This window comes from Streptomyces sp. NPDC004658 (assembly GCF_040609555.1).
Lineage (GTDB): Bacteria > Actinomycetota > Actinomycetes > Streptomycetales > Streptomycetaceae > Streptomyces.
This window is the reverse complement of sequence record NZ_JBEXKG010000279.1, coordinates 1-5,552: the sequence shown is the minus strand read 5'-3', so window position 1 is coordinate 5,552 and position 5,552 is coordinate 1. Positions and strand designations below refer to the sequence as shown.

The 5,552-nt window shown below is 70.4% G+C and carries 7 protein-coding genes; 4 read left to right on the top strand and 3 right to left on the bottom strand.

The window, feature by feature from the left end; all coding sequences use genetic code 11:
- Positions 1-1,024 precede the first annotated feature (1,024 nt).
- On the top strand, positions 1,025-1,390 hold the full coding sequence (locus ABZV94_RS39735) for a GNAT family N-acetyltransferase (protein WP_181411998.1): 366 nt from the start codon (positions 1,025-1,027) through the stop codon (positions 1,388-1,390).
- Between the two features lie 30 nt (positions 1,391-1,420).
- On the opposite strand, the gene ABZV94_RS39730 is transcribed toward ABZV94_RS39735, so the two are convergent.
- The 3 genes from ABZV94_RS39730 to ABZV94_RS39720 are packed head-to-tail and all read right to left on the bottom strand — an operon-like array spanning position 1,421 to position 3,940.
- A complete protein-coding gene (locus ABZV94_RS39730) occupies positions 1,421-2,209 on the bottom strand; it encodes a WbqC family protein (protein ID WP_181411997.1) in 789 nt (262 codons plus the stop codon).
- Entirely contained in the window at positions 2,154-2,819 is a 666-nt protein-coding gene (locus ABZV94_RS39725) for a YdcF family protein (protein ID WP_356349663.1), read from the bottom strand. Before ABZV94_RS39725 ends, ABZV94_RS39730 begins: the two co-directional genes overlap by 56 nt.
- Before the next feature lie 17 nt (positions 2,820-2,836).
- Positions 2,837-3,940 (bottom strand): hypothetical protein, encoded by a 1,104-nt coding sequence (locus tag ABZV94_RS39720; protein WP_356349662.1) that lies wholly within the window; start codon positions 3,938-3,940, stop codon positions 2,837-2,839.
- A 160-nt stretch (positions 3,941-4,100) separates the two neighbouring features.
- Here ABZV94_RS39720 and ABZV94_RS39715 point away from each other — a divergent pair, with 160 nt between their 5' ends.
- From ABZV94_RS39715 to ABZV94_RS39705, 3 genes are read left to right on the top strand one after another with little or no spacing between them, the layout of a single operon-like run.
- Positions 4,101-4,529 carry a hypothetical protein gene (locus tag ABZV94_RS39715; RefSeq protein ID WP_356349660.1) on the top strand — a complete coding sequence of 143 codons (429 nt, stop codon included), beginning with the start codon at positions 4,101-4,103 and terminating at the stop codon, positions 4,527-4,529.
- A gap of 8 nt (positions 4,530-4,537) precedes the next feature.
- Positions 4,538-4,939: an ATP-binding protein gene (locus ABZV94_RS39710; protein ID WP_356349659.1), complete on the top strand. Its 402-nt coding sequence runs from the start codon at positions 4,538-4,540 to the stop codon at positions 4,937-4,939.
- Positions 4,936-5,406 (top strand): hypothetical protein, encoded by a 471-nt coding sequence (locus tag ABZV94_RS39705; RefSeq protein WP_356349657.1) that lies wholly within the window; start codon positions 4,936-4,938, stop codon positions 5,404-5,406. The genes ABZV94_RS39710 and ABZV94_RS39705 overlap by 4 nt, the downstream gene beginning before the upstream one ends.
- Positions 5,407-5,552 lie beyond the last annotated feature (146 nt).

Sequence of the window (5,552 nt, the reverse complement as noted above, 5' to 3'; positions counted from 1 at the left end):
CGCCCGCGAGATCTACCACGTCCTGACCACCACGAACGCCACCGCAGCGGCCCCGACTCACCTCACAACCGCTGCTTGACATCCATAAGAGCATCACCCTTGATACAAAGCGTCTGGCCAGCGACCTCGGCTCGGTTGAACCGGGATCGCTGCCTAGTAGCGGGCGCGGCGGTACTCGTGCCTCTGCCTGTTCGTGATCCGGCGACTCCGGATGCGCTGCAGCCACTGCGGTGTGAAGGCGTCACTGAGGGAGTTCGCAGGGTTAGTCACGAACCGGAAAAGTGAGAGAAAGACGTACGGGACAACCGCAGCGAAGATGACGAGCCGGGCCAAGTCCATGGCAATCTCCTTTCCAACTGAGGTGTGCAGAAGCTAGCGCGGCCCGCTGACATGCTCGGCCGACACAGGCCCTTGCGCTGGGGGACGAAGGCCTGCTGGCACCGTGCCGTCCCGGGTCCCCCCCGCCGGCTGGTGTTGCCGGGGGCGGCAACGCCCTGGGAGCCCGCAGGGCGGGTGTTGGTCATCCGCGTCACGGGGGCGGCCTGGCGGTGATACTGCGGTGAGGTGATCCGAGCGGGGGCGCGAGGAACAGGTGACGCAGGCCGTGATCCGGCACCCGGCGCTGACCAACGTGCCCTGGCCGGTGATCGGCGTACGGGTACGCCGCGAGGGCCACAGGCCGCGGGCGGCCTCCTGACTCTTGGCCCCGCACGCGGTGCTCCAGGACGTCCTGCTGCCCTGCACCTGACCAACGTGGAGGAGAACGCTTGCCCGTCGCCCCCCGCCCCGGCACCGCCCGCCGCCGGGCACCGGCCTGTGCGCCCCGGCCCGCGCCGCGCCATCCGTTCCGCCGCCCTCGCCGACTGCCTTGTCCACGCCGGGCCGCGTCCCGCTGTCCGGCCCGGCGGCCCAAGATCGTCGCGGCGCCGCTCGGTGTTCCGGCTTCCTGCCCGCGCACTCTGCCAGCGCGTGGTTCCGGTCAGTGCTGTCGTTGCCGTCGAGTTTCGGCCTGGGAGTGGATGTCGTGAGTGATGACGGAATCCGTCTGGTGCGTGCGGATGCAGACCTGCCGAGGCTGGTTTGGGAGTTGCGCACCAGGGAGGCGGTGGTCGGATATCTGGAAGCACTGGACGGGGACTCGGTGTGGGTGTGCCACATCGGCGTCGATCCGCAGTACCGGGGGCGCGGGTACGCTACCCGCCTGCTGCAGGCCGTTCTGGCGTTCCGTGCTGATGCACCAATCGGCCTGGCCGCAGCGCCCTTTCCCTCCTGGCGCGAGCCGGGGCTCACGCACGACGGACTGCGCGCCTGGTACGTCCGCCATGGGTTCCATCCCGAGCCTCGCCGCGAGGACCCCTACCGAATGATCCGTCTCCCGGCGTCCTGCTGAGACGGTCGCTGTATCAGGGGAGCGGCCGGATCAAGCCTCCAGCATGGCCTCGGGCGCCGTGGCGAGTGCGCGGCAGCGGGTGGCCACCGCCTGCGGACCGATTGCAGCCAGTGCCCACAGGGCGCTGATCCGGCGGCTGGTGGACCAGATCCCGGTCGCCGGCGGCCGGAACGGGAGCACGGCGATGTCCTGTGCCTCGAACGGGGCAGGGTCGAGGTAGGTCATGCCGCCCGTCCCGCACAGGTACACGCGGGCACCGGTCGCGGCGGCCAGGTCGGCGAGCCGCTGGGAGCGGCCCGGCCGGGCGGGCACATCGCTGCTGGACAGGATCTGCCCGCGCCAGCCGAGCAGGTCCAGCAGGAGACGGGTGGACGTCTGGGCGACGGTCGCGGTCCGTTCGGTGGCGAAGGCTTCCAGCACCGGAGCCAGGGCCTGGGCGAGGGCCGGCCAGTGGGGGCTGCTCCCGTAGTGCTGGCGCACCATGCCCTCGGTCCTGCGGCGGGCGAGAGCCGCATCGTCGATCAGCGCGTCCCGGATGAGGGTGGAGCGCCCGCTGGGCAGGCGGGTGGGGATGGTCAGCCACCGCTGGCGGGCCGGGTCGTCGAGGTCGGCGAGACGGGCCCTGTGCTGGTAGTCGCGGCGGGTGAATTGGACGTCGTCCAGGACGACCCAGTAGTCCGCTGCGAACAGCTTGGCCAGTGTGCTCAGCCGGGGAAACAGGTTCGGCTGGTGAATCGCGCACAGCCCGCCCAGCTCGGGCAGCTCACGAGATGAGGCGGCTGGTGAAGCCGTCGTGGATGAGGGACTCGTACGCGGCATGCACGTCCTCCGGGACCTCCTGGGCGATGGCGAAGCCGAGCTTCGGATACTCGATGACCCGCTGGAGGTCGCCGACGAGCATGTCCAGCACGAGCTTCTCGTCGCCGATGGACTTCAGGTAGTCGTCGAACTCCAGCGGCTCCGACGCGCACCGGATGTCGACGTCGGGCCACAGCTTGCGGGCGGTCGCGAACGACCGCCGTTCCATGTAGGGCTTGGAGACCAGCAGCACCGTCGCGGGGCGGACGCCGGCGGCGGCGAGGACCTCGCGGGCGAGGGTGATGTTCTGCCCGGTGTTCGCCGCGTTCGGCTCGAGCAGGATCGCCTCGGCGGGCACGCCGAGCTCGATGGCGTGCTCGCGGAAGTGGACGGCCTCACCCCGGGGGAAGACCTTGGCGGTAGTGGGGCTGTTGCCGCCGGTGAACACCAGGGTCGGAAAGAACCCGGAGTGGTAGAGCTCGGCGGAGTGCGTGGCGACACCGAGGTCGTGGCTGCCCAGTCCGATCGCCGCGTCGGCGGGCCGCAGATCGTGGTGCATCTGGTGGTAGTCCCAGATCAGCTTGGCCCGGCGCCACTGGTCCTCGGTGATGGCCTGCTGGTCGTTGCTCACGCGTGTGTTCTCCCTGGTCACCGTTGCCGGGGGCCGGCTGGCCCCTCGCTCATGGCCTTGATGCCCTCGATGCTGCGCAGTTGGTGCACGAGTCCGTACTGCGCGGCCTGCCTGGCGGCCTGGTCGAGGACGAGGTGTCCATCATCCCGGGTCGCCGGATCGGAGAGCAGGATGTGGCCATGAGCGGTGTCCAGTCGCACGCGTTGCATCGGTGACTCGACGGTGCCGCTGCTGCGGGCGATGTCGATGAAGTGCAGGGCCTGGGTGAGGTCGCCGGCGCCGCGTCGGGCGAGGGCGAGTTTCTGGTGGGCCACCGACCAGTCGTCCGGCTCGGTCAGATCTTCGAAGTCCCGGGTGGCGGCCTGCATGACGCGGGTTGCGTAGTCGTGCTGGCCGTCCTTGCTCAGTGAGGTGCCAACCCACAGCTTCGCGCGGGCGCGGTCGCGGCGGGAGAGCCGGTCGTCGACGGCGAGGGTTTCGTAGTGGTGGGCGGCGAGCTCCAGCTTGCCGGACATCTCGGTGACGACCGCGAGGGAGAGGTCGAGCTGGGCGACGCGGCGAGGGATGTCGAGCTGGGTGAAGATGGCGCGGGCATCGGCGTAGGAGCGGCGGGCGGAGAGCGGGCCGAGCACGGCGCCCTGGTCACGCTTGAGGTCGCCGAGCAGAGCGGTGGACCGGGCGAAGAGATACAGGCCCTTCTCGTCCAGCTCGGACGCCTTGAACCTGGTGAGCCACCGGTTCAGGAGGCTGTGGGCGAAGGTGAAGTTCTGCCGGGACAAGGCGACCACGACGCGGTCGAGATCGTCGGCCCAGCTCTCATACTCCCAGGCTCTGGGACCGCAGGCGGTGACACGCGGCCGGCCGGAGCTCGGTCCGGTGCTGGTCAGTTCGGACAGGATCGTCTCGAAGCGCAGGTGGACGGCGGCGTCCGCGCGGCTGAGGGCGGTGTCCAAGATGGCCTGGGTGTCGGGGCGGGGCTCGGTGTTGGCGAGCTTGCTCTCCCACTTGGACACGCTCGCGACGGCCAGGCCGAGGTGCTGGGCGAAGGCCCGCACGCTCAGTCGCAGAGCCCCCCGCAGGGCCTTGGCCTCCAGGCCGGTCCAGTGGTGCACCGTCGCCACGCGTCGTCAACTCTCTTCCACCCGTCATCGAAGCACGGTCCGTGCAGCCGGCGGGACGGAAGTGGAACGGAAGTAGAACGCCGGGTGGTTGGCGACGAGTTGGGCAGCGGTCACGCTCGGAGCGTCACTACTCTGTCGAGCCTCTTGGACGGTCCCCAGCATGGAACCCCTCACCGAGCAGCGCCAGGTCAACGGCCCGGTCGTTTACGGCCTTCTGCGGCTGGTGCGGGTCTCCCCGGCACGGCAGGACGCACTGGTCGGCTCGCTCGCCGAGTACTGCCGCAGCCACGAACTGCAGCTGTCCGGCGTCTTCACCGACCGGGACACGGCTGCGGGCGCCGCGTCGGCCGCGTTCACCGGGCTGCTGGACGTGCTCGCGCTGCCGGGCGTCTACGGCGTGATCGCCCCGGCCATGTCACACCTGGGACCGAAGGCCATAGCCGCCGAACGCAGGCGGCGGATCGAGGCGGCCGGCTCACGGCTGCTACTGGTCCGCAAGCCCCGGACCACCCACCACCCCACCTCCCGCACCGGTCCCGTCCGCCACCGCCACCCCGGCACCACCCGCGTCCTGGACGCCGAGTCATGAGGACCACGATGGCCCTGACGACCCAACAATTCTTCGAGGCCCGCCCCGAGTCGATCAGCCAGGCGAGATCCTTCACCTCCGAGGCCCTGACCGACTGGGGCCTGCCGGACCGCGTCGAAGACATCCGGCTCTGCGTCTCCGAACTCGCCACCAACGCCATGGTCCACGGCACCGTTCCCGGACACGGCTTCCTCGTCAAGCTCGACGCCGAGGAGGAAACCGTGCGCATCGAAGTGCACGACAGCCGCCGCCGGTATCCCCAGGCCCGACAGGCCGCCGACACCGACACCTCCGGACGCGGCCTGATCCTGGTGGACGCGCTCGCCGACGGCTGGGGAGTTCAGGACCGCACCCCGTCCGGAAAGATCGTCTGGTGCTGCTTCAAGGCCGCGGGAGGCACGACAGCATGAGTGTCCTGCTCACGCCGCCCGCCCCTGATCTGCGGCTACTGGTGTCCCTTGCCGCCTGGACCTGGGCCGACACCCGCCCGGACGGGCATGAGGCCGCGCACATCCTGATCACCCGCGCTCCCGCCCTGACCGGCTCGGGCACCACCGAGACGGCCGAGGCCGGGATGCGGCGGCTGTCCGCCAGCCTGGGAGGCCTGGCTGGTGCCCGGGAAGTCGTTCCGGAGCTGGAGCGCTGCCTGCAGATCTTTGGCGACCAGGTGCTGCTGCACGTGCCCGGCGTATCCCGCCGCCTCCGGCTACCCACCCGCCAGCCCTGGACCGAACTGGTCGCACGCAACGCAGAGGCGGTCCTGATTCTGGGACTGGACCCGCTGCCGCAGACTGCCGACGCCGCGCGGATCGACGCCTACCTGGATGCCACGCTCGCCACTGACCGGCTGCTCTTCGGCCGCGTCCGAACCCGCTGAATCCATCAGCCTGACCGCCCGGACGCAAGCAGCGCCGGCGGACCGCAGGTAGTTGCCGCGGCCTCGCCGACGGGGCTGTTCGAGGCTCAGGCTCGGGTGTGCGTGGTGCTGGAGCCTCTGCCCGAAGAGGCCGGGACGTCCCATGT